Genomic DNA, 24,631 nt, shown 5'->3' with positions numbered 1-24,631 from the left:
GTTATGTGGTTTTGATCGAGTCAATTGGATTGCCAATAGTCGAAAAATCTTCACAATAACCGAGCTAAATTATCGATTTGTTGAATGGAATGTCTGGAGAAGTACTGTTGTCCTCATTTTTTGGGTTTCTGTTGCTGTTAAGCATCTTGGTTTTTTGTGTTTATCTAGTCAAACTCACGATAACTTACCAAGCAAAGGTGAAGTCATTTCAGACTGAACTTACTCAGGCTAATCAAATAATACAATCGCTTAGGCAACAACGTGAATGTGAACAGCGCACCTTTAGTCAGCTATTTACTGAAATAACAAAAAATGTCACTTGGTTAGCACCCTATATTGCCAACACTCAGACCCATACTGATGAGATGAATGTACTATTGCTGCGAATCAATCAGTTACTCGAGAGTACAAAGCAGTGGAATGAGTCATCTCGCCAGATGTTATCCTCACCATTTTTGTTGCAACCTTGGCTAAAAAATCAGTTAAGTTTCGAAAAGGCAAAAAGCCAACAACCTTTACCCATTCATATCGGTGAAATCCCCGATCTGCTTGTTCAAACCCATCTCGAACTGTTAGAAAAAGTCTTTAATAAGTTTTGTCAGGACGTCAGACAATCGACAGGCTTAGCTGGCTATGTACTTGAGATAGAGTCACAGCAAGGGCTTCGCTTAACCTTAACGGGTAACGTCGAGGCTACGCGGGAAGAATGTGCCGATGCAAGTTATCTGTTGTTAAAAAAGCGGGTGGAAGAAAATGGAGGGATACTCTGTTGCCTACACAGCGCTCAATCAATTGCTAAATATACGCTTAACCTACCAGCGACTGTCTATGAATTACCGCTATTTACGCCGGATTTCAGATATCTAAAGCACCATATTGCCGATGAGACCAAAGCTAAAATATTGATCGTCGAGAGCGAACCAGAGTTTATGGATTGGCTTTATTACCACTTAGCGGCGGATTTTCGGCTCACTCTTTGCCAAACATGGCAAGGAGCGCAATATGAGTTAGATGAACAGGGCGCAGAATTAATCCTGTGTGATACCCAGTTAAGTGATGGCGATGCGGCCAGTTGGTTATCAACACTCAAACATCAGCCTGAATATGCCGCTATTCCGTTTGTGATGTTAACTGCGGTTGATGATCCGCAGCAGCGCTTACAGGCATGGCAGTGTTATGCTGATGATTATGTCAGCAAAAACAGCGATCCCGCATTATTGGTGGTGAGGTTAAATGCTTTAATTGAAAATAGGCGCCTTGTGCAGCAGCAAATGTTATCGCTTTCCTTAGCCACAAATTCTGTGCAAGAACCCTCTTCTGCACCTGTGCTAAGCACAACAGAAAGCCTTGATGAACAATTCGCTAAACGTTTAAGATGGGTGATTGATCAGCACATTACCACACAGGAATTGACGGTTGAGTTTGTTGCTCAGCAGTTTCATACCAGTAGCCGCTCATTGCAGCGGCGGGTACAAAGCGTATTTGGCTTGTCATATTCTCAATATTTAAAGCAAACCCAATTACAAATCGCTAAGGATGCTTTAGTCGCAGGGCACAGCGTTAAAGAAGCGGCCTACTATGCAGGTTTTACCAGTCAAAATTACTTTGGCCGCGTCTTTAGAGCGGAATATGGGGTAACGCCCAGCCAATTTAAAAAGGATGCCAGTACTAAACCGCCAAACTTGGCTTAAGTTTTTTTAATTGCATGGCTTCACCTAAGAGGCGATCAATAACTTGTCGATCGCTTTCTTCAGAGAGGTGTTGAACACAAAAAGTGCTGATAGCAAGTGAGGTCAGTTGTTTGGCTTTATCTGCTAGTTGCAGCGCGAGTTGATTGGCATCCTCTAACCAATAGCGGGGTAAAATAATAATAAAAATATCGCCAATATAACGAGTTAATATGGCATCACTGGGTAAGTGATGACTGAGGATATGGCTTAGCTGTTTTAGGCGCATATCGCCAACAGTATAGCCGTGAACTTCATTCACTTTACGAAAGCCGACAATATCCAATACAACAATAGAAAGCGGCGTTAACTGGTGGCGACTTTCAATAATTTGTTGTTTAAGTCGGCAATGTAATGCATGGCGGTTATGGCAGCCCGTTAATGAGTCGGTATTGGCGATTCTTTCCATTTCTTCGAGCAGTTGCTCTTTTTCGGTGACATCGGACAGCATAATCACACTGCCAATCGCCATTGCGGCGTTTTTTCCCATTAGTGAACGCTGTACTTGGACTCTTTTACCATCGTTTAATCTGATTACCTTAGTTTGGTTATCAGCCACCAGCGATGGGTCAATAAAACTACTTAATGGCTGACCTATTTTCCCCGTCGATAGTGCTGGCAAGAAGACTTTTGCCTTTGGGTTATAGTCAATTAAGCGCGATTGTTCATCTATCACGATATAACCTTGTTCAACTTGGTGAAATATTTGATCCCGTGCAATGGGGGTGAGTTTAATTAAGTCATAACGAAACACACTTATCGCAAAGGCGATAGTACAAAAGATAAAACCAAAAGTACCTATATCAAGGCCGTAGGGGGTATTGCCAAAAAGAGTCCAAATATAGTTCAGCCAAGTTAGGGTAATGCCGACCAGAATGAGTAAAATCTGTGGCCTTAACACCGGATGTGTATTTTGCATGCAGCGGATAAAAATAATCACACTCACGATAACGGCCAAATGAATATAGAGCGAATAAGCTAAGTACAGCCATCCTAAATGATTGGTCGTGACAGTGATGTTATCCACTTTTTCTAGCCCGACAATATTAAAGCCTAGGCCATGCAAATCATTGGTTAATTGGCCTAATAGCACTATGGCACTGATCGAAAGTAAACTGCTCACTAACCATAAAGGTGGCGAGGTTCGGGTCTGATAACTCACCGCAAACAAGACTACACAGGTAGGAATAAAGCAGGCACCTACAAATTCAATATTGAGCCAAAATTTAATTGAATCTAGCTCATGGCTTGTCAGTTCAAAAGCATAACCAAAGGCTTGAATCGCGTAAGCCAGCAGCAGCCCAATAAACCAAATCGTGACCGCTTGATAACGGATTTTAAGTGTTGCCCCGGCAAGGATGAGGCATAGCGCGGAGATAACGAACAATACCCAACTGAAAACCGTAAAATCAGCAAACATGCTAACGCCTTCTCAATACGCCGTAACCCATACATCAATCACACGCGGCTAACTGACGCATATCCGCTCAGTATCCATTTTTCTACAAATGCGCGCCTATCTTAACGTCATCAATACAAGAAAGAAATAAGCATAAAACAAAAGGTTGACACCTAAACCGCATTATTTATTCGCACTTTTACGCCAACTATTCGGACTAATACGCCAAGGTGATTGCGTTCAATCCCCCGCTGAGTTCACATACAAGTTCTTTATTTTTCAGTCGTTAATCTGTTATCGCGAGAGACCGCTATTTCAATACTCAATGTCAATGGGCTGTTGAGTATCACGATAGCACTTGGTGGACTTTGGCTTGGCAATAACAGATAAAGCAGAAAAGGGAATAACCGTGATTCGAGCGAAAAAACCAATTACACAGGCATTTTCAATAGCCTTGTTTGCCATGTTCAGTGGCGTACTTTCTGGCTGTGGCGGAGATGACGCAGGGGCTAATCCTTCACCAGAGCAACCGGATAATGGTGGTGGCGTTACTCGGGTCACTATCAGTTCGGTCGCCTCAGAGGGCGGCTCGATACTGCCCGTACAGCTTGAACTCAACAAAGGCGGTTCAGCCAGCTTTGTGATTAGCGCCAATCCTGGCTATTCCATTGACCAGATCACTGGCTGTGATGGTGAGCGACAAGGCGATATTTACCAGGTTAAAAATGTGCAGCAAAGTTGCCAAATTACCCCCACTTTTACGCGTAATCGCTATCAAATAGATACAAAGATCACGGGCAACGGCCAGATTATTCCGACGCAATTGCAACTAGAGTATGGTCAGCAAGGGCAATTTACTCTCACCCCACAAACGGGTTTTATCATCGCCAATGTGACGGGATGTGAGGGCAACTTAAGCGGCAATACCTATACCAGCTCACCAGTGACGAGTGCTTGTACGGTTAACGCTAGCTTTACCCCTGTTGCTTATACCGTTACCGCCAGTGCGAGTGAGGGAGGGATTATTTCGCCTGAAAGCCAACTGGTAAACCATGGTCAAAGCGCATCTTTTACCCTTACGCCTAATCCAGGTTATCGAGTCGATACAGTGAGTGGCTGCGATGGCACCTTAAAGGAGAATACCTATGTTATCCAAAGTGGCTCGGCTGATTGCAGCATAAAAGCCCATTTTGCATTAGCGGCAAATTTCACCAATGTACAGATAGGTACTCAAGCCTTAAGCCCTGAGCAACAGCAACAACCCTTGTTTTTAGTAAACGATGCCTACGCCAAATCCCTCGATAAAAACCTAGCCGAAGCAAGTATCGCCACGTTACCCGAGAAAAATCAATTGTTAACGCTAATTGATCACACTGGCGAGCCTTTAATGCTAGGGCTAAAACTCGCCAATCAACCAACCACTGAGGTGACGGTAGAAAGCAGCGCAGTGGTATTTGTTTTAAGCAGCAACCATTTTTACGGTGTTGATTTTACCGACCGAGCTGAACTCAACCGCCGTATACGCGCGCATCAAACCTTCCCGCAATTAGTGAGTGAGCTTAGCGAGCAGTTACAAAACGGTAATCCTTGCCCAATGGATAGAAGCTGTAGCGCAGTGGCGGCGATCATTTCTGAGCGCATTGCCAGTTCTTTAAATGTTGATGGTTTATTGGTGGCGGGAGAATAAGGATGAAAGGGTTTAAACTCAAAGTCGCGGCCAGTATCGGTATGTTTGCCATCACCATGGCAATGGGAAGTGCACAAGCGCAAACGCAGTACCGTTTAAATGACAATATTAATTTCACCTTAGATGATACAGGCAAATTGACCGTTAATAGCGGTTACCTCACCTATTATTTATTGCGCGGTTACGATCCTAAAACCGAATACCAAACGGGGCGTCATTTAGTGAGTGCTTCTAGTCAACGTATCGACTTTGATGTTGCCGATCTTGAACTCGATGGTTTTTTCCCTAAGGTTGAGTTAAAGCTGCCGCAGCGGAAATACGAAAGCACTGAGCTTGAATTACCTAAGGTACTGCCAACGGCTAACGGTTGGCAAAATGCTGAGCTGACCCTCAAAGGCATTAGTTTAGTGGGCTTGGTGAATGAGTATAATGATAATGAAAGCATGGAAGGAGAAGACTTTGCCGATATGGTCGCGCTATTGGCATTAAATACGTTAGTGGTTGTTGATATTGCCGCCAATACCGTCACTGGGGGGCCAATATCTACAGCTAAAAAACGCAACCAGTTTCAACAATCATTGGATAGGTTTGCCCATTTTGCCGATTATGTCAGAAATGCAAGAGATCAAAAGTTTTGGAATAAATACGCTGATTTTATTGACTATGTAAAACTTTCACGGGATATCCTTAGCAACTTTGTTGATGATGCTAATATTAATGCGGCCGATTACCCTTGGCTGGAATATACCCTACACGACAGTGAAATCATTTTCACGGGACTCGAAAAACTGCAAGTTATTACCGGGGAGGTGGATGAGGACTCACCAATAAAAGGCACCTTAAAGCAGCAATACCAGCGATTATTAAAAGCCGACATTGATGCAGGTAAAGTGTCAGGTGATTCCTATGATGAGTTAATCAAATTTGGCGCTAAAAAATTCACCGAAAGCCTCAAAGGTGCTGATCCAAAGACGGCAGAAATCATTATTGCTAAATATATTATGGAGCCACTCGGGCAAGCATTAGCCGCTTATCAAAAGGGATTACGGCAACAATTAATGATCGCGCAAGCAAAGGGGCAAAAGGAGAATATTACATCCCTTGAAGCTCAAATTAAGGACCTAAACCAAGCGCGAGTCGTGATTTTGCTTTCCTCGTTAGTACTAAATTCGAGCGATATTTATCAAGATCTTAAAGCCGAACCGCAAAAAATGATCAGCACGATTTTTGAGCTTGGCGTAGAAGCCAGCGCCGAAATGGCGGAGCAAGTTTTTGACGGGGCCGACGGTGCAACCATATTAGCTAAATACGCACTGCAACGCATGACGGGAAGTGATGGCCGAGCACATATTTATCATGTCACTGGCAAACTTAGCCAAGGGGTCTCCATTGGTAACAGCATTGCCAACAAGCTATTGCCTTTTCTTTGGGATTTAGCTTGGGCACCGGGCAAAATGTCAGTTGCTTTGGTCGACGGCAAATTAAACCCGCTGGGAGCAATGCAAAGCCGTGTGGATATCTATCGTGTGGCAAATAATGGCGCGCGTGAATTAGTTAAGCAACTCAGTAATACCAATGTGATTAAAGATACGGTTATTGCTTTAGAACACCTTGAGCAGTTGGATATTGAGGTTGCACTCTCACGCCCAAATATGTTCGATACCACTCGTTCACCTTGGTTAATGAGTGGTAATGTGCCGCCTCAATCTCTCTATGAAGCCAAGATTATTGACACCAATCAGCGTGGCTATGCCAGCCGCTTTTTATGTACTCGCACCCTATTAAACGACTTGAAATATGTCGATTACCAAATAGCCAATACATCAATGGCTGACGCCTACGATACAAGATGTGGCGCTGGCGATTGGTATGCTAATACTTGGTTTAATGGCACTAAGTCAGGTGCAACCATTTATGAAGACAACGATAAATTAGCAAATAGCCTCAAGTTAAAACCCGAGCTAAGTGATGCTCAGGCGCTGATCAGCTACCAACATATTTATCGTGAGGGCGATAAACCCGTATTGGTTCTAATTGATGGCCACTCCACTAACGCGATTACTCACAAAATTAGTTTTGTGCCAGCCGTAAGCAATGTTGGTTTTGGCACAGTGCAAATGCCCGTCGATAACGGTGGCTATGTGATTGGGTTTGATGTCTCTCAAATAGTGCAGTCCAATCTTGATCCGATTGTCACCTATCGTTGGGACTTTGGTGATGGCTCAGCGGTGTTAGAAACCAGTTCAACCTTGGTCGAACATGTTTACGCCGAAGGTAGCTTTACCGTTACCTTAACCGTTGTCACCCAAGCGGGGATTGAAACCACGGTCAGCCAATCGGTTGCGGTGGGTGAGCGGCTACGTACGCCAATGCTTGAGCAACCGCGTTATCAAATTGAAACCGATGGCAGCGCCAGCATTACCCTCGATTGGCGCAATATTGAACAGAGCAGCGCAGTCAATCTGTATCTCGCCGAAGAAAGCTTTACCGACTTAAACGATATTGCCAACTACGCCAGTTTAAAAGGTGCAAGGCGCACATCGGTAAAAGGCGCAGTTGAGTACCGCTTTACTGGGTTAACGGCCGATACTGCGTATTTTATGGTGGCCACCACCCAAGGCGCACATAAAGAAAGCCCCTTAAGTAATCAAGTGCAGCTCGTTACCCGCAGAGTGGCCCAGCCCACCGGCAAACTTAATGATACTGGCATCGACTGGTGCGCCGATGGTAGCAATAACTACTTGGATTGCCCTGTACAAGGTTATGAGGGCCAAGATGCCGAGCATGGCCGCGATGCGCTTGCGCGCAGCGGCCAGTTGCAAAAAGTGGGTGGTGGCGCGGCAGGCTTTGACTTTACCAAGCTCGATAACAGCGGTAACCCATTACCCGAAAGCGCCAGCGAATGGAGCTGCGTGCGCGATAACCACACAGGTTTAATTTGGGAAGTCAAACAACCCGCGGGCAGCGGCGGCCTGCGTGATGCCAGCCATACCTACAGCTGGTATAACCCCGATAACAATACCAATGGGGGGGATGCCGGCACACAAAACGGCGGCACCTGCCAAGGTAGCGCTTGTGATACTCAAGCCTTTCTTAATGCGGTGAATGCCGAAGGTTTGTGCGGTGCCAGCGATTGGCGATTGCCGTCGGTAAATGAGTTACTCAGCATTATCCATAATGGGCGTGTTGAACCTGCAATAGACCAAAATTATTTTCCATATACACCGCAATACAGTTGGTATTGGTCGTCTTCGCCCTATGCCAGCTATAGTCGCAAGGCGTGGGGCGTCTACTTCTACGATGGTCGCGTCCACTACTACGGCAATAAGAGCTACGGCTTCCACGTCCGTTTGGTGCGATCCGGACAGTAATGGGCTTTTGGAAAATAAGGAGAGGTGATGCGTTATCTGGCTCAGTTACCTATCTGGCGCAGTGCCAATCGGCTGTTGTTAGAAATTGAACAAGCGGTGCGTGGCTTTAGCCGCTACCACAAATACACCATTGGTCAGCATTTGCGAGAAACCGCGATGCGCATTGGCCAAGCGTTGCATCGCGCTTTTTCACGGCGTAACAGCCAAATTAAGATGGTGCAACAGGTGGCTGAGTTAATTGATGACATCAAAATGCAAATCCAGCTCGCCAAAGAGCTGCACGCATTTCATAGCTTTGGTTGACTGCAGGCACTGACGATGACTATTTTTCTGTTCAACCACAAGAGGAACACGCTTATGCGTAAGCGCAAACTGCTACCCACTGTTGTTACTGCGGCGGCCTGCTTACTGGCCAGTGGTCAAATTCAAGCCAGCAGCTTATGTGCTGGTAGCGAAAACACGGCTATCACCGCCACTACGCCAAGCGCGGATTTTACTGATAACGGTGATGGTTCTGTTACCCACCATACCACCGGGCTTATCTGGCAGCGCTGTAGCCTTGGACAAAGCTGGGATGGCGTTAATTGCACTGGCGAGGCCACTAACTTCACTTGGAAACAGGCCTTAGCGGCCGGCGCGCAAAATACCTTGGCAGGATTCAGTGATTGGCGCTTACCGAATAAAAATGAGCTTGCCTCAATTGTTGAATACCGCTGCCATGGTCCTGCGATTAATAACCAACAATTTCCCAATACGTCGTCATCAAGCTGGTATTGGTCGTCTTCGCCCGATGCCAGCTCTAGTTTCAGCGCGTGGCTCGTCGACTTCTACTATGGTTACGTCGACAGCAGCAATAAGGGCAACCACCGCCACGTCCGTTTGGTGCGAGCCGCAAACTGATGGGCTTTTGGCATCTTGCCCCTATTTCCTGTCGCTAAAGCCGAGTGGTGGTTGCTGTGACTAAAGCGATAACCTTAGCGCAGCTACTCACGCAGCCTCAAAACTCACCGCATTATCTGGGTTTTAGCCCAACCCAGTGGCGCTGGGCGTTTAGGGCATGGTTGCCGTTGCTGCCATCACTGACCTTTGGTGGGATTTATGGAGTGTTTTCGCTTAGCCGTTATACCCAAACGACTTGGCATTGCTGGTGGTAGATATTGCGGATTATTTCACCTGCTAAAAGTTAGCCAAAACCTAATTAATAACAAGGATCGCTTATGAGTAGTCAACGAACCCTTACCGTATTATTTTTCATATCTCTGTGCGGTTTTTTGTGTTTATCAAAACCGGCGCAGGCCAGTGATTATGTCAGTTGTTTAGCCGAAAAATTGCAGGGTATAACCCATGATGCCGCCGTAAAAGCGATCACTGAGGCATGCCAAGCACAATATGCTAATAATACTGCCCCCAAGCCTGCCAGCGCCCCAGCTAAAGCCCTTATTGATGGGCGCTATCGTGATAACGGCGATGGCACCATTACCGATGCCAAAACCAACCTTACCTGGATGCGTTGCAGCCTTGGACAGCAATGGACAGGCAGCACCTGCGCAGGTTTGGCCATGGAGATGGATTGGAATGATGCGTTGAAAACTGCAATGAGTTTTAGCTATGCAGGCCACAGCGACTGGCGGGTACCCACTGTCGATGAGTTAGATACTCTGGTGCAATGCTCGGCAGGTCGAGCACCCTCAGCACGCCCCAATGGTAAGTTTGTTGCTGATACTGATGGGAGTTGCCATGGCAATGAATTTAGTAATCCCAAAATTAATATTAATGCCTTTCCAAACACGCCTATAGTAGGTTTCTTCTGGTCATCTTCGCCCAATACCGACCACAGTGGCTACGCGTGGGGAGTTTACTTCGACAGTGGTTATGTCGGTTTTAACAATGGTGGTGCATACGGCTCCAATCGGGGCGAGGGCCGCCACGTCCGTTTGGTGCGAGCCGGACAGTAATTGGTTTTTGGCAGTGCGTCTTGGTAGCGCATTTTAGGGGCTAAAAAGGCCGAGTAGGTGCGGATGCAGCGAGTGAAACTAACAATACAGCTTGGATTGGTGTTACTTGGCGTATTGCTGCTTGGCGCTGTGGTTTACGCGCTGAGCAAGTCAGAGCGTGGTGCGGTAATAGTGGGGGATAGTGATCCACTATCTCCCATGCCTGTGCCTTATTATTTAAACCTTGAAGAGGGCGAGTACGCCCGCCTCATCCCTCGGGCGCAGAAACAGTATGCGCTGGCACTGTGCCAAGGTGAAGCCTATTGGCCCTTGCCTTATCTCGCTTACGATAATCAGCTATTGCAAGAAGTGCTGCAAAATCAAAATGAATTTTCACAGCAGGACTATCTTAAAAGTCGCCTTGCACTGCTGAACGAACGCTTTCGTTTTAAGCAGGATCGGCCTTTTTTACGTGACGAGTTGCAAACGCTATTGCAACGCAGTACTGCTGAGCAAAGCATCACCTTCAGTGCTTGGCTGAAAAACCGTATGGCAAAACAGTTTGAACAGTTTCAGCAATTGGATCATCAGCTAAAAGCGAGCCAGCCTTGGTGGCCGTGGGCAGATTGGCCAAGTGATAATCACTGCTTGCAATGGGCGAAGCGGGTCAAGAATGATGACTCCCTCTCGGCTGTGCCGATTTACCTTACCGACAATGGTGGTGGCAAAGGCATTGTCATTGATGACTTTTTTGCTTTGTTGTTAGAGCATCAAATCGATCAATACCTTGCGCGCGGTGATGTGCAAAGTGCCGCCAAGGTGTGGCCGCAGGTGATCCGATTTGAACTGCTCGATGCCCGCATATGGCAAGACAACATCATTGCGCATATTGATGAGTATTTGGGCTTTATTACGCTGTTTGGTTTAGATAAAACCGAGGCCGTGGCGTACGCCGAAGCGCAGTTGCAGCAAATCGACGATATTGATTACTACCCTGGCGATAAAGCCATCATGCAGCGCAGCCTAGCCTACTTACAACAGAAGACGCGTGAATCACCGCCAGTGCCAATTTCTGCCAAAAATCAACATCGTTTGCGCTGTTATCAAGGTAAAGCGCCTTGCCTAACACTATGGCAGTTATATGAACAAAGTGATTGGCAGCGTTAGGTTTTTCATCGCTTATTTATATTGTTGGCCTTGTATAAAAGAGATTGTTAGATGGTATGAACTTGAACGGAACTTTAATTAATGGCATTGCCTATACCATGCTTGTTGACGGTAATTAAATATAAACGATGGTACTGAAATATGGATAAAAAGATGTTTAATATATTTAAAAGAATTGCTTTGGCCGTGCTGTTGATATATGCAGCAGGACTTTCTTTTGTTAATTACCTTGTATATGTTGATGATGAGCATGGGTGGGTTAAAGTAAGGGAGATAAATTCATATTTGTCAACTATCAAAGAGCAACTTAAACAATACCGTATTAATATGGAGTATGTTGGGGCGGGGCGGGATGGCGATTTGATAAAATTTTCTAAATTTGAGTTTAACTATAATAATGCAAAGTTGGAATTGGAGCGTGTAGCGATCACTGGGATAGGAAGTGATCAGCTTAAGTTTGAAGCTTATTATAATTATTCTGTATCAAAAGAAATTATGTTTAGAGGTGACGTTGAAGCTGTTCTTGATTTCACTCGTGATGGTAATAAATTGACCAATGTGGAGGCGAGATTTAAGCTAAAACCTAGAGGCGTAGAACGGGTTGAAGGTTCTTTTGTTTTTGATTACTCACAGGTAACGGATAATGATATTGACAATCTTTTTAATAAAGCACTTATTAAACTTTTTAAAATGAAAATTGATGACAAGGATTTATTGTCTGAGCAGGCTAAAGCAACAAAGGATTATTTTAATTATATACAACCTGAGCTGAAGTTTAATGATGTTGAATTGATGTCTCATGTGATTAATAAATATTTAAATGATATTTACATTTCTTTGTATGAGATTGGTTTTTCACTTGATGGTGGTGATAGTGTGCATATCAAAAACTCTCTAGCGAATGATAGTATTAATATTTTTGTCTTTTATAATGATGAAGATGGCTTAACCTTGAAAAGGTTATATGAGGGGATGAGATTAAATGAAATCCGCCCTAGTATACACTCCCTCTAAGTGAAAATAATACTTTGGTGAAATTGCAGTGCAATTTTATTCTGTTTAGTCATGCTGTCATATAATATGGGTCAATAAAGTTTCTTATGGATAAGGATTTTCGGTGTGATAAAGAGGTGTAATGCACTTTGGCAGGAATTAAGGTTTGGCTTGCTCCTGCTTGTGGGCTTATATGGATTTACCTATGCCGTAAAAGCCACGGAAGATCCCTTGCCAGCCGTACAGACAGAAGCTGTTTTTCCGTCTGTGCTCGATAGAAATACGCCTACATTTAAGCAGGCTCTTAGCTTATTGCAACAACAGGGTGCTAGCTTGGATATTGCGTTATTTGAGCGCCATCCAGTGGAATATCAAGCGTATTTGCTCGGCAGTTACAGTGCGCAGGCGCAGCATTACCCGTTAGCGATTGAATGGTTTAATCGAGCCTATGCGGATGTAGATAAACTGAACGAGTTCAGTCAGCAAAGTTTGCTCTATCAGTTGGGATACAGCTATGCGCAGCTTGGTCAGTTAGCAGAGAGTGAACTGTGGTATCGCCGCGCAATAGCCAAGGGCAGTGCCGATGCGTGTGTTAATTTAGGTGCGAGTTATGAGCAGCGTCAGCAATATCAACAAGCCGAGGCTCAGTATTTAAGCTGTCTTCCTGACAACGAAAGTGCCTTGCTTTACCTTAATCTCGGTACGCTTTATTACAACGGGTTAGTGAAGCAAGATAAAGGCTTAGGCGGCCGTTATTGGCAGTTATCCGCTAAGCTTGACCCCTACGATAGCGATATTCAATATAACCTTGGCGTGTATTACCTCAATACCGAGCGCGACTTAGACAAAGCCCGCTACTACTTTAGCCAATGCAGTTGGCAAGAAAGCGAATGTGCCAGCGTGTTATCGCATCCCTTACTAATTGGTCGCAGTGCGGAACAAGCGCATTGGCAAGCATTACGCCAAGGCCGTGTGGTCGAACAGCGTCATCTTTTAGAGGACAGAGCCAAGCATTTGTTACCTGTGCCTGTGTATTTTGAGGATGAAACGGCAGAGATTATGCTGCAAGTGCAATTGAACGATAAAGAGTGGCAGAAGATCACCGTCACGGCTCAAAGCCGAGAGCAGTTAGAAAAAGCCTGCACTTGGTTAAATCGACTGATTTGGGTCGATACCTTTTCGGGGGCGAATGCGCAAACTTATCTGAAGCTAAACAGTGGTACGTCAATGTTACCCTTGGAGTGGCAATATCAGGGCTTGCGTTATCAAGTCCTTGAGCAAAATGGACGGTGGCAGTGCTCAGCGTATCTCCTTAAATCTAATGAGTAATTGGTATTAATATCAAGAGAGCTGCAAATAATAGTGGCGTTGTTTTTAGACCTCAAGTTTCGATAAAAACATATGATTTTGCTTATTCTGTTAAGGTTTAATGATGATGGACATTCCATGACATATTTTTAAACTGCTTATGTGGATTTGGTGATACTTAAGGGATTTATTGATGCCTTGGCTTTAATAGAAAAATCGATGAATTTTTATTTTTCAATCGTAAATGTTAGTATTGCGCAGATTTTTAGGGGATTAAACGGAACAGGAACGGATAAATATGAAGAAAGTACTGACCGCTGCACTATTGATGACGGCGCCATTTATGGCGAATGCAGGAGCCGATTTTGTTAAAGGCGATAAAACATTCGCGGGCGAAGCCGAGCTAGGTGCAACCTTAACCACAGGCAACACAGATACCTCATCTTACAAAGGTCGCTTAAACTTCAAACACGAATTAGGTGATTGGGAAAACCAATATCTTTTAGAAGGTTTATATAAAGAGGATACTGGCGAGGTCACGGCTAAGCGCTATTTAGCGGGGGCACAAGGCAACTATAAGATGACTGACCGCAGCTATCTATTTGCTAACGCTAACTACGAAGTTGATCCTTTTACCGGTTATGACTACACAGTATCTGGCGCAACGGGTTATGGTCATAGACTCTATGACACCAGCAAGACTTTCTTAGATGTTGAAATCGGTCCCGGTTATATCTATCAACGCCTCGATTCAGAGCAAGCTCTGTTAGAAGGCACAGATTCCAATGACAGTGTGGTTGCCCACGGTGTGATTAACTTCGAAACTGAAATCACAGAAACCTCAAAATTCCAACAGCGTTTTGTCGCCGACTATGGTGATAAATTAGATGCGCGGTCGGAAACCTCACTCACTGCGAATATTATTGGCGCCTTGGCAATGAAGTTTGCCATTATCGTGCGTTATAACAGCGAGCCGCTGGACAATAAAAAGAGCACCGATACCGAAACCAACATGACCTTGCTCTATTCGTTCTAATCAATGTGATTGATATCAACATAAAAGCACCGAGAGGTGCTTTTTTATTGGCTGTTTTTAGACTAACTTGAAACAAAGTTAGTTAAATCTTTATTAGTTTCGTCTGTAGTTATACAAAAATTAATGTTCTAAGTGCCTTTGGTTATCGGGAAATGCATAGAAAGTTGCGTTTTATCAAAATTTACAGAACCCGAGCTATGGTAATTTGCGAACTGATTTCCCTTGCAGAGATGAATTTAGATGAAATTACAGCGGTGGTTTAGAAACAGTGGAATGGCATTATTTAGCCTATTCTGTGTTGCAATATTGAGCGGATTCTCACCAGCAGTTTGGGCAATGACCGAAGGAACAGAACGGCTCGATTTAACCGCTGCATCAGTGGGGTATATTGCCGTATGCGTCTTCGTGTTTGCCTATATTTTGGTGATGGCCGAAGAGGCGCTGCACCTGCGTAAATCCAAACCCGTATTGGTCGCAGCTGGCATTATTTGGGGCATGATAGGTTTTGTGTATGTGCAAAATGGCATGTCAGAGGTCTCTGAAGCAGCCTTTAAGCATAATTTATTGGAATATGCCGAGTTATTACTCTTCCTATTGGTGGCGATGACCTATATCAATGCCATGGAAGAACGTAATTTATTCGATGCCATTCGCGGTTGGTTAGTGGGACGTGGTTTTAGCTTACGAACCGTTTTTTGGTTGACAGGCTTTATGGCTTTCTTTATTTCGCCCGTGGCTGATAATTTAACCACCGCATTATTAATGTGCGCTGTGGTCATGAAAGTTGGCGCGGGACAGCGAAAATTTATTACCCTCGCTTGTATCAATATCGTGGTGGCGGCCAATGCGGGCGGCGCATTTAGTCCATTTGGTGATATCACGACCCTGATGGTATGGCAAAAAGGGTTAGTGCACTTTGCCGATTTTTTCCATCTATTTATTCCTGCATTAGTCAACTTTGTCGTGCCAGCGGCAATTATGAGTATATTTATTCCGCATTATATCCCTGAGCCTGAAAAAGAGCAGGTTTACACTAAACCTGGCGCTAAACGTATTGTGGCGCTCTTCCTACTGACGATTGCTACTGCAGTATGTGCTCACTCTTTCCTTGGTATGCCACCGGTGCTGGGGATGATGACAGGTCTTGGCTTCTTGCAATTCTTTGGTTATTACCTGCGTAAAACCTTTGATCGCTCCGTTGCTCGTGAACGGGCAAAGGCGGAGTTACGTCAGGATAAACAGCGTCTTCAACAGTTAGGTAGTGTCGTGCCGTTCGATGTGTTTAATCGGATCTCCCGTGCTGAGTGGGATACATTGCTGTTTTTCTACGGGGTAGTGTTATGCGTAGGTGGTCTTGGTTTTATGGGGTATTTAAGTCTCGTTTCTGAGGCCTTGTATTCCCATTGGGATGCGACCTTTGCCAACGTAGCCATCGGTTTGTTGTCTTCAGTCGTGGATAATATTCCGGTGATGTTTGCGGTGTTGACTATGAATCCAGATATGGCCTTAGGTCAGTGGTTACTGGTGACGTTAACCGCAGGGGTGGGTGGCAGTTTATTGTCCATCGGCAGTGCGGCTGGGGTAGCATTAATGGGTCAGGCAAGGGGGATTTACACCTTCGGATCACACTTACGTTGGACTCCTGTCATTGCGTTGGGATATGTGGCGAGTATTTTAGTACATATGTGGCTCAATGCTGCAATGTTCTAAAAACAAATGAAACATAATGTATCTTTGTTTGTTTTTAGCATTAAATTTTTTATTGATGTAATTCACAGATTATTCATCTGATGGGAGTAGATGTCCTCGGATTACTGCGTTATTAAAGTTCAAATTGTATACTCGGCTTCAAGTTAAGTAATGCTAGGAGCCGAGATGCAAATTGGTGATTGTTGGTTTGATGCCCAAGAACATTTGTTAGTCGATGCCTCTGGTTGTCGCTGGATACTGAGTAGCGATGAATATCAAGTACTGAGTGTATTGGCTAAGCATCGAGGGAAGGTGGTTTCCCGCTTTGAATTAACGCAGTTATTGTCATCCTATGTTAAGGGTGCCCGTCGGTGTGATGATACTCTCGATGATGTTATCAAGCGGTTGCGTTCTATATTAGGAAAAAAGCCATATTCTTTACTCGATACGGTACGGGGTGAGGGGTTTATTTTATATCCTTCATCAGTGTCGATTAATCATAAGCTGCTTGACTCCCCAACATATCAAATCAATCCGCTACAGTTCGCACTTATCATACTTGTGACCCTGATAGCCCTATGTGGGATTGGGGCGCATATTAGCCATCCAACGCAAATTGCACCAAATTATAGCCAGCAGATCCAGAAGCCAAATGGTTTGGCGTCAGAGGTTAAGTTCTACACTGGGCAATACTATTGTACGGAGATGAAGTCCCTCGTCGAACAAATGATGGGGCAAATTGAAGCGTGTGCCGTGTTTCCTTGGCAATCTGTGGCGGCGAATATTTCTATTGATCGCAAGTTAATCAGCTTTATTTTACGGGATAACCGTGAGAATGGGCTTAAGTTTCAGACGATAAAATTAATGTCTGACAATTTTATGAGTGATACATCGCAACCTGATTGGTTAACACTTGCGGGGATATGTAGCTAAGATGGCATCCAGCATTTTCTCGTTAAGCCGTTTAAAACCATGGCAACTCCTGTTAATCATTATGCTCGGATTGGGGGGGCTGCTATATGGATATGGGCAGAGTGTTAGCCATAAAAGTTTACACTTAGATTGTCATGCTCAGTTATTCCAGCCACCATTTTCCGATGCATCTTCGTCATTATTGCGCCATTCTTTATCGCTTTCGGTCCAAGTGCAGGGGCAAAAGGCCACTTTAGATTATAGTTATGGCATTGATAATAAGGAGCTTGCGTCCATCAACTATTCTGGTGAGGTTAAACATTTTGACATTGGCACTATGACCTATCAATTTGATTTAGCTCAAGCGAATATCAAAATGGATCTGCTGCAAACAGAGCTCCCTGAGCCGATTCGAGAAGATGTGCAGCGCTCAAGGGCTGCATTAATCGCGCTGGGAACTATGAGCTTTAATATGCAGATTGTGGATATTAATCGTATTGATGATTATACCCTGATTAAATTTATGCCCAGTGGTAATTTATGGGCGTGTAGTAGTCGCTAATAACAAAATAGGCACCCAAACCTAGAGGTGGATGCCTATTTGATTAGGAGTCGATGAAAAGGATTACAACGGAACGACTGGAACTAAGGTCAGTTCATTATTGGCTTTGGTACCATAAATTTGAATCGCGACTTTAATTTGCGCCACGGCGCCACTTGGGTCCTGTTGCTGCCAATCAAGTCCTGCTATTTCAAACTGATATTGACCATTTTTTACCTCGGTTAATTTACCGCTGCATTCACCTTTGCTTTGGCAACGATAGCTTTGAGTGACATGCCAACGTTTCCATGCTTTAGCATTTGACGACGATTTATTCTTGTCAGGAAAGCCAAAATAGTAAATATCGTAGTTTTTAGCCGCAGTGATTGCAGCTTGTGACGCATCAGCCAATGTAAATAACAACGTGCCAGTATTGGGATCAAATTGCTTTACTGCCAGATTAATTTGCGTCGCCTCGTCAATACTCACGGTTTTTTCGACGGGCGGAGGTGGTGGCGGAGGTGTGATTTCCTCTGACTTGTTATCGTCACTACCACAGCCAGCAAGGGCAAACGAAGCTAGGGTTAACGCAAGTAATGGGTATTTCATCACTGCCTCCTTAATTAAAATGTCCAGTGTGGCAAGTGGTACATTCCATATCCGTTTTAACGCTTGCTGCCGAGCCTAATGTTCCAGTGCTGCCATGACAAACTTGGCAATCCTGAGCCTCAAGTGAAGGTTTGCTACCTGGTAAGGCACCGATATTCTCTCCTTGATGGGCACGGTTTAGCAGTTCGACCAGGTAATACGCCATGGAAGCTGATAGGCGATAACAGCGTTCACCTTTTTTAGCAAAGGGTAGGCCTGATGCCCTAGACCAGTTACTAATAGAAGAGTGGCACAATACGCTCATGGCTTTTGATGAACTACCAACCAGAGCCGTTTTTTCTGCGGTTGAGCCTATGCCTGCAATAAATTCAGGGGAAGATAAAGGTAGCGTTGTATTTTCATAATAACGGAATGTGTTAGCAATCACTGCGCTGTTCTGACCATTAATATCATCTAAGATATTGACTAACATACCGATAGCGTTGAGGTTTCCACATAAGGTGCCTTGGCCTGTGACCCCTGCAAAACCATAACCGGCAAGCGCGGTTGGGATAGTTTTAAACTTATCAGCATCGGCACTATTAGATTGCGCTAGCATAGTGACGACAGAGTGAAAGACTTGGTGCATACAGCCACCACCAGTCTCGTAGGCGAGTTTGGCGGTTGCCATGGGATCTAGTGGTGCGTATTTGAGTTTTTCGCCGAGCGCTAATTGATATTGACCGTCGGCATTGGTCGCCGCAAAGGCTGACGTACCCATTAATGTTGCGCCCGCTGCCGCTGTGCTGATACCGATAATACGAGTTAATGCTTGGCGTCGATTAATGCTCATCATAAATTCCTCTTTAGTAATTGCTTTTATTTATCAATCAGAAAACTGGTTTGATGAAAGCCATTCTAGGGAGCTAAAAGATAAATAATGTGATTTGCCAGAGAGGATATTTCCCTTATTAGTGAAGAAGGTGTCGTTGAATTTTTAATTGCTTTATAAGGTTGAATTTTGGGTAATAATTCGTTTTTTTAGATTGTAATTTGTGCTGACACACATTATTTGTGATATTTATGTAAATTTGTAAGCATTTATCAGCCAACGTTATTGTTTGCAAATACCATTTACATCTGTGAACTAAAGCAGATTTTTATTTTATACACCCAACCTGCGGCTTATCTCACGAAATGTAATTATTTGCCGCCTTGGGTTAACAGGATCACAGTAATCATTAGAAGCCTTGCATAGACTTAATTCCATGATTTTATAGGCTTGGGGTTTTATTTATGCAAGTGGGGAGCTGTTGGTTTGACAAAGAGCGTGGTTTGCTCGTCGAACAAGCTCGGAATGAATCTTGGCACCTTCCTCGTGCTGAGTTACAGGTGTTGACCTTATTGGTTGAACATCAAGGTAAACTGGTCTCAAAGCATGAGCTTAAGACTGGTGATGGTGAGCACCCACCGCTAACAGATACTTCACTCGCTCGCGCAGTATTTATGATCCGCTCTTTTCTTGGTCCGCAGTATGAAGGGCTGATTGAAACCGTCAAAGGCCAAGGTTATTTGCTACACAATACCCAAGGGCAGCGGTTAAAAAGCTTTCATTATCCTCGATTACAGTCACTACCTTGGTGGAGTGCGCTACTGGTTTTTGGTTTTATGCTGGCGATTTCGGGTTTTTATCTTAGCCGAATTGATCATAGTGTGCCGACTGAACCCTTGTTATCGACAGAACTTCCTTTGGCATCAGGACAACATATTCGCTTGCACCTTTACGCTAATTCTAAAACGAACAATACCTTATTGTTTGAGTTAGGCGATCGATTGGGTCAGGGACTAAGCCGCTGCGGACAGAGTGATTGGTCCGAGGTTTATTCTTCTCTTTCACATGATAAACAAGTGCTTAACATTACTTTGCGCGGCCATAAGCTCGGGCAGTCCGTTATTCGAAACTTAAAGATAAGTGATTTTAGACGCCCTAAAGAGTTTATTGATGCACAGTGGCTACAGGAGATTGGGATCTGTGGCTAAGTGGCTAAAGTGGACGATAAATCTCACGATTCTCACTGCGCTGATTGTGGCTTGCGGGGTGATTTATCTGCAATCAGTCTCAAATAAGGCGGTAATCCTCAATTGCAGCTCCGAACTTTTTGACCGTCATGCTCAACGGGTTGAAGATGGTAAATACTATCTTTTAGTCGATGTGCTGATCTCCGCGGGCAATGCACAGATTAATTATCGATATTTTAACCTCGATGGCTCCAGTGCAGGCACCATTCTGATGCAGGGCGAAGTGCAAAATATGGAGCTCAATCGTATGGCCTACAACGTGTCGGTTAAGACCAAGACAGAATCTGAGGAGGTCGATAAAAAACATTGGCCAGAGCATATGAAGTATCTGTCTTATATTAGTAGCTTACATTTTAGTGAGTCAGGCAGACATAACCTTAGCATTGAGGTGCTTGATAGTGACCCAGACCAAGACTACGCCGTGGTATTGTTTCAGCCCAGTAATACGGTTTGTGGTTGTCGAATCGTCAATAGCCGAATTTAATCAGTGAATTTAGCGCGCTTTCGGTTTAGATTGTATTTTCGATGGTGTTAATGCTGACTCTTTGGCTCCAATCATTAAGGTTTTTGTGTTTAAGATACGTGTCAAACAAGAAGAATCCCTGTCGATTAAGTTCAGCCACCAGATGGAAAAGGGCGATAATCGTCAGCTTGACCTCTATTTCTTTTTACCTAAGGAAATGGGCATAGGTGCGCACACCTTAAACGAAGAAGAATATTATCATAGCGCCATTGTTGGCCGCCGTTCTTACTATTCCGAAGGTTTGCATTTACCGCTCGTACAAGGCCGTTTTGCCAGTATGAATCGCCGCACTGTGGAAGAGTTTAGGCTGTACTTAAACTTGTTTGCCTACCAATTTGCGGTAGCGGTTGAAAACGATGTCAAAGAACTCAATCGGATTGCTGATGTTGAGCATTTTTATCTCGCGCTCGATGAGTTGTGTGAACAGATAACCCAATTGCTAAAAAAGTTTCGCCGTAATGAACCAGGCGATGCTAAATGGAAATCCTATTTTGAAAATGCGGATAACTATCTGTCTTGGTTTTGTGAGCAGCAACTGCTAAAAGTATTAGCCCACGCTACCCGTACCAGTGACTTTTCCGACATTCAAGAGCGAGTGCTGACTCTTTGTCGAAATGAATCAGCCTATCGTGATGCCAATAACTATAACTCGGCACAGACAAAACAAGATCCTAATCGAATTTCGAATAAGATGCTGTTATTACGGCGTTTGATTCAGCAAGGGGTCGTACTTAAAGAAGAGTTAAAACCGCTGGGGATCGGCCTTAAAAAGTTCACAACGGGGCTTGCCACGGCATTAGTGATGTTGGTGGTGTCGGCGCTGATTATTGAAGCGCAGGGCGTTTTTAGCGGTTTTACTATTGCCCTCGTATTGACCTTAGCGGTGATATACGGATTTAGGGAAATCTTTAAGGACGATGTGCGTAATGCTCTTTGGCGCTTTATCCAGCGTGGTCGGCCGCGGTGGAGCCGTATCTTAAGGGATACCACTAGCCAGGCTGTTATTGCTAAACAATTGGTGTGGTTGGAGTTTATGCGGCCACAGGATTTACCCGAAAAGGTAAACGAAATCCTAAAACACCGACATAGCCAGAACAAAGTCGATGCCGAGATCCTCCATTACAAAATTGCGACTCGGGTAAACCAAGGCGAGTTTCAGGCCGGCTATTCAACAATTCAAGAGCAAGTCAACTTTAGTTTTGTGCCGTTTGCCCGCTACTTAGAGCGGGGCAAAGCCAAGATTTACAAGGAGCTTGAGGGCAAAATCAGCCATGAGTCGGTCGAGCGTCGTTACCAGGTTAATCTGATTTTAGTGCTACGTGATGGCCGTGAAGAGCCGGAATATGCTCGCTATAAAATCACGATGAACCGCTCTGCTATTATCGAAATCACCCAAAGCCAACTGCCAGATTCTTTTAATCCGCCCGTTAAGACGGATGGCGAGTAAAAGCCTGGCCGATATTCTGGTCGTTATTCTGTTTTGCCCGTTTGAGTGCAACCTCGGCATTGCTGAGGTATTGCTCCAGACTTTGTCCTTCTTGATAGCTAGCTATGCCGATGCTGATCCCTTCACCTAAACCGTTGCTGTTAAGTTTTTCTATGGTATTAAGGGCAAAGTGATGTGCCGCTGTTGCATCAGTATCTGGAAGTAATAACAACAGCTTACCCAGTTGCCAATGGAGTATTTGATAGTGGGTTGGTATCTCAAGTAATAGCTGAATTTCCACTTCTTGCTGGCGATTTTCGAGTTGATCGATATCGCTCATGTGGCTCAGTAATCCCTCTGGATTAATGTCCATCACGAGTAGACTCGAGTGGTTGCGGCTTTGGGGCGAAAGTGAAGCAAAATAGCGTTCTAAATCTGACAGGTGCTGCAAAATCGTGCTGCGATGTGGCACAAAACTGCGGGGTTCTGCGCCACGTTGGCCATCGATAGCTTGTTCTAAGGTACAGATGATGTAATCAATCTCACCGTCAGTCGCGACATGTCCCTTGAGGGTGGCCTGTAAACAATTTGAGTGACGTAGATTGGGTGAGCAAAGGATCTGGCCTTGCCATTGGCCTTGCATGCTGATTTGGGCAGTGATCCGTTGCCATTGATTACCTAAATCGTTAGACAGCAATGACGCTAAATCATGATTCAGATCGCCGTTGAGTTGCATGAGCTGATCAAATACTGGGTTAATTTTTATCAACTTACCATTGGCATCCGTCAGTGCGGTCGCCACCGTGGTATCACACAGCAGCTCACTTAAGAATGCTTGGTTCTGACTGTTAATAATGGCGCTGATATCTTCAAGCGTGATCAACATATGGGGTAAACCTCGCCCTAATCGCGGGGCTTGTCGTACGTTGACTCTTAGTGTTGAACCCGCTTCATTGTCGAGCGACAAGTGACCAGACCATTCTCCCAATCGGTGCACTTGTTCGAGGATTTGCGTGTGCGTTAGATCATCGAGATTTAAGGCTCGTTGCAGACTTCGATCAGTTAGTTCATCTTGGGGAACTCGAGTCGCTTCGGCCGCTTTAGGGTTGGCACTGATAATGCGCGCCTGTTCATTGGCTAATATAAAGCCTATTTCACTGTTAAACAGTGAGTTTGCAACGTCAATGCTGTATTGGCGCGAGCGATACTGTAACCGATACATGTGGCTAAGTAGAATGACCCAAGCGGCCAGTAACGTCAGAACTAAAGATGCGACGATAACGATGTTCTGCCACTGCGAAAACTTTGAGGCAATATCGTCGTTACGGATATAAGAGAGTAAAAAATATTCCCGGCGCAGCTCGGGTTGGTTAGTGAGTTCAACTTTAAGGTAAACAAACGTCGCATCTTCACCGTGAAACTGGCCAAAGTTGCTCATCGACATTTCGCGCCATAGTGCCGGATAACTTTGGCGTAAACTCGCGCCTAAGGTATCAGGAATATGGGTTAACGGTGCAAGATCGCTTACCCCTGCATAGAGTAATCCTTGGGTATCCAGTACTAACATGGGGGATTTATTGCTTGAGAAAGCAGGTTTTATCGCCTCTAACATCTGTACCATTGAATTGTAGGTTACGAGATAACCTAAAGAGCTTTGATCGGGTTTTTCTAACCAAGTCATTTGATACATGTAGGGTTCGAGCATGCCATTGAGTGGCACAAACTCTAAAGGTGAGGTGAACACTTCTTTTCCACCTAAATTACGGCTAGAACCAAGAAGGGTCGCCGGAAGTGCATCCTGACTAAAGTTAGCCGGTGTTGCAAATTTATAATTTCCCTGAGGGTCGAAGAGGGCAATCCCTAGTAGTTCGGGAATATGCTCAACGAGTTCTTGCCAACTTGCCTGTAATTTTTGCTCTGCTGCAGGAGTTGGATTTTTAAGATATTGATTGAGTAGTTCATCCTTGGCGAACAACTGAGTGCGAAACTGCTGAAAGGCAACCTTATCTGTGATCAGCGTGCCTATCGTTTGTAATTCGCTATATCTTTGAGTTGCCCATTCTTCCTGTAACCTACGCTCACCTAAGGTAATGATTAAATTAGTTAAAATGATCATACCTATCACAAGCATCGATAACTGACTCGCAACAGCCAACAGGCGTTGGTGAGACCAATGCAGCCCTTGGGTCAATGAAAGTAATGGTGCGAGTGGATGTAGGCTTGATTTGTTCTTCAGCATGGGCCGATTTTG

The 24,631-nt window shown here is 44.6% G+C and carries 21 protein-coding genes; 17 read left to right on the top strand and 4 right to left on the bottom strand.

Annotation, left to right across the window (positions count from 1 at the left end):
• Positions 1–197: 197 nt before the first annotated feature.
• Entirely contained in the window at positions 198–1,691 is a 1,494-nt protein-coding gene (locus KXJ80_RS19440; RefSeq protein WP_259474496.1) for a response regulator transcription factor, read from the top strand.
• Here the strand turns inward: KXJ80_RS19440 and KXJ80_RS19435 are convergent.
• A complete protein-coding gene (locus KXJ80_RS19435; RefSeq protein WP_037414728.1) occupies positions 1,669–3,147 on the bottom strand; it encodes a histidine kinase N-terminal 7TM domain-containing diguanylate cyclase in 1,479 nt (492 codons plus the stop codon). The two genes, KXJ80_RS19440 and KXJ80_RS19435, sit on opposite strands and share 23 nt — an antisense overlap.
• Before the next feature lie 352 nt (positions 3,148–3,499).
• Between KXJ80_RS19435 and KXJ80_RS19430 the strand changes: the two genes are divergently transcribed.
• The 13 genes from KXJ80_RS19430 (at position 3,500) to KXJ80_RS19370 (ending at position 17,785) form a co-directional block, all read left to right on the top strand.
• A complete protein-coding gene (locus KXJ80_RS19430; protein WP_259474495.1) occupies positions 3,500–4,813 on the top strand; it encodes an InlB B-repeat-containing protein in 1,314 nt (437 codons plus the stop codon).
• A gap of 2 nt (positions 4,814–4,815) precedes the next feature.
• The gene (locus KXJ80_RS19425) at positions 4,816–8,184 is read left to right on the top strand and encodes an Lcl domain-containing protein (protein WP_218737327.1); all 3,369 of its coding nucleotides are present in this window, start codon (positions 4,816–4,818) and stop codon (positions 8,182–8,184) included.
• 27 nt (positions 8,185–8,211) lie between these two features.
• Complete coding sequence (locus KXJ80_RS19420) at positions 8,212–8,487, top strand: four helix bundle protein (RefSeq protein ID WP_218737326.1); 276 nt, start codon at positions 8,212–8,214, stop codon at positions 8,485–8,487.
• Positions 8,488–8,541: 54 nt separating this feature from the next.
• Positions 8,542–9,084, top strand: coding sequence for an Lcl C-terminal domain-containing protein (locus KXJ80_RS19415; protein ID WP_218737325.1), 543 nt, complete (start codon positions 8,542–8,544; stop codon positions 9,082–9,084).
• Positions 9,085–9,140: 56 nt separating this feature from the next.
• On the top strand, positions 9,141–9,338 hold the full coding sequence (locus KXJ80_RS19410) for a hypothetical protein (protein ID WP_218737324.1): 198 nt from the start codon (positions 9,141–9,143) through the stop codon (positions 9,336–9,338).
• 63 nt (positions 9,339–9,401) lie between these two features.
• Positions 9,402–10,139, top strand: a complete 738-nt coding sequence (locus KXJ80_RS19405; protein ID WP_218737323.1) for an Lcl C-terminal domain-containing protein — start codon at positions 9,402–9,404, stop codon at positions 10,137–10,139.
• A gap of 72 nt (positions 10,140–10,211) precedes the next feature.
• Positions 10,212–11,285, top strand: coding sequence for a hypothetical protein (locus tag KXJ80_RS19400; RefSeq protein WP_218737322.1), 1,074 nt, complete (start codon positions 10,212–10,214; stop codon positions 11,283–11,285).
• Between the two features lie 141 nt (positions 11,286–11,426).
• Positions 11,427–12,299, top strand: coding sequence for a hypothetical protein (locus KXJ80_RS19395; protein ID WP_259474494.1), 873 nt, complete (start codon positions 11,427–11,429; stop codon positions 12,297–12,299).
• 105 nt (positions 12,300–12,404) lie between these two features.
• Positions 12,405–13,607, top strand: coding sequence for a tetratricopeptide repeat protein (locus tag KXJ80_RS19390; RefSeq protein ID WP_256930946.1), 1,203 nt, complete (start codon positions 12,405–12,407; stop codon positions 13,605–13,607).
• 277 nt (positions 13,608–13,884) lie between these two features.
• Positions 13,885–14,622 (top strand): DUF481 domain-containing protein, encoded by a 738-nt coding sequence (locus tag KXJ80_RS19385; RefSeq protein ID WP_037414718.1) that lies wholly within the window; start codon positions 13,885–13,887, stop codon positions 14,620–14,622.
• A 240-nt stretch (positions 14,623–14,862) separates the two neighbouring features.
• Positions 14,863–16,332, top strand: a complete 1,470-nt coding sequence (gene nhaD / locus KXJ80_RS19380; RefSeq protein ID WP_218737320.1) for a sodium:proton antiporter NhaD — start codon at positions 14,863–14,865, stop codon at positions 16,330–16,332.
• A 165-nt stretch (positions 16,333–16,497) separates the two neighbouring features.
• Positions 16,498–17,244: a winged helix-turn-helix domain-containing protein gene (locus tag KXJ80_RS19375; RefSeq protein WP_047539842.1), complete on the top strand. Its 747-nt coding sequence runs from the start codon at positions 16,498–16,500 to the stop codon at positions 17,242–17,244.
• Between the two features lies 1 nt (position 17,245).
• Positions 17,246–17,785 (top strand): hypothetical protein, encoded by a 540-nt coding sequence (locus KXJ80_RS19370; RefSeq protein ID WP_144346217.1) that lies wholly within the window; start codon positions 17,246–17,248, stop codon positions 17,783–17,785.
• A 63-nt stretch (positions 17,786–17,848) separates the two neighbouring features.
• Here the strand turns inward: KXJ80_RS19370 and KXJ80_RS19365 are convergent, their stop codons facing one another.
• The gene (locus KXJ80_RS19365) at positions 17,849–18,373 is read right to left on the bottom strand and encodes a hypothetical protein (RefSeq protein ID WP_088586078.1); all 525 of its coding nucleotides are present in this window, start codon (positions 18,371–18,373) and stop codon (positions 17,849–17,851) included.
• A 10-nt stretch (positions 18,374–18,383) separates the two neighbouring features.
• Positions 18,384–19,205 carry a cytochrome c3 family protein gene (locus tag KXJ80_RS19360; RefSeq protein ID WP_037414755.1) on the bottom strand — a complete coding sequence of 274 codons (822 nt, stop codon included), beginning with the start codon at positions 19,203–19,205 and terminating at the stop codon, positions 18,384–18,386.
• A gap of 443 nt (positions 19,206–19,648) precedes the next feature.
• On the opposite strand from KXJ80_RS19360, the gene KXJ80_RS19355 reads away from it, so the two are divergent.
• The 3 genes from KXJ80_RS19355 (at position 19,649) to KXJ80_RS19345 (ending at position 22,401) form a co-directional block, all read left to right on the top strand.
• A complete protein-coding gene (locus tag KXJ80_RS19355) occupies positions 19,649–20,392 on the top strand; it encodes a winged helix-turn-helix domain-containing protein (RefSeq protein ID WP_069453440.1) in 744 nt (247 codons plus the stop codon).
• Positions 20,385–20,915, top strand: a complete 531-nt coding sequence (locus KXJ80_RS19350) for a hypothetical protein (RefSeq protein ID WP_037414709.1) — start codon at positions 20,385–20,387, stop codon at positions 20,913–20,915. Before KXJ80_RS19355 ends, KXJ80_RS19350 begins: the two co-directional genes overlap by 8 nt.
• A gap of 85 nt (positions 20,916–21,000) precedes the next feature.
• Positions 21,001–22,401: a hypothetical protein gene (locus KXJ80_RS19345; protein ID WP_069455325.1), complete on the top strand. Its 1,401-nt coding sequence runs from the start codon at positions 21,001–21,003 to the stop codon at positions 22,399–22,401.
• On the opposite strand, the gene KXJ80_RS19340 is transcribed toward KXJ80_RS19345, so the two are convergent.
• Positions 22,382–24,619 carry a PAS domain-containing protein gene (locus tag KXJ80_RS19340; RefSeq protein ID WP_259474493.1) on the bottom strand — a complete coding sequence of 746 codons (2,238 nt, stop codon included), beginning with the start codon at positions 24,617–24,619 and terminating at the stop codon, positions 22,382–22,384. The genes KXJ80_RS19345 and KXJ80_RS19340 overlap by 20 nt on opposite strands.
• Positions 24,620–24,631: the final 12 nt, after the last annotated feature.

The organism is Shewanella xiamenensis (genome assembly GCF_024971755.1).
Classification (GTDB): Bacteria; Pseudomonadota; Gammaproteobacteria; order Enterobacterales; family Shewanellaceae; genus Shewanella; species Shewanella xiamenensis.
Note: the sequence above shows the minus strand (reverse complement) of the source record. Positions and strands in the feature narration are given on the sequence as shown.